Origin of the sequence: Pantoea sp. SIMBA_079, from assembly GCF_046940275.1 — a bacterium.
GTDB lineage: Bacteria > Pseudomonadota > Gammaproteobacteria > Enterobacterales > Enterobacteriaceae > Pantoea > Pantoea borealis.
Map to the genome: position 1 here is coordinate 1 of NZ_JAWRYR010000070.1, position 387 is coordinate 387.

The window sequence follows — 387 nt, forward strand, 5'->3', positions numbered from 1 at the left end:
GATTGGACATATGGAACGGGGTACATGAGAGTTAAGATTATATTATATCGCGGTGGCCAAAGAACGATATAAAATTGAAGCGAAAAACAGTGAATTAAAACACAGGCACGGGTATGATGTTGCAAAATCCTCGGGTCTACTTGGCATGGAATTACAAGGAGCAATGGCTATTTTCACCGTTAACTTGAAAAGAATATTGAAATTAATGGCCTAAAAAAGTGACAAACAGAAGCAAAAAAAGACGATTTCCATTCAAGTACCGAATGAGAATCGTCTTTTTTTAATTTGATTTACCGTACTAGTTAGAAAAACGTGAGTTTTTCAGCAGCCTCATTAAGAGAGGGGATTTTTTGGTGATTTCCACTACTTTTCAATATAGACCGAACG

1 pseudogene is annotated in these 387 nt (G+C 36.4%); it reads left to right on the forward strand.

The annotated features are described in order from the left end of the window. Positions 1 to 55 precede the first annotated feature (55 nt). Positions 56 to 214 (forward strand): annotated as a pseudogene (locus tag SB719_RS19130) (IS5/IS1182 family transposase); the annotation flags it as partial. Between the last annotated feature and the right edge of the window lie 173 nt (positions 215 to 387).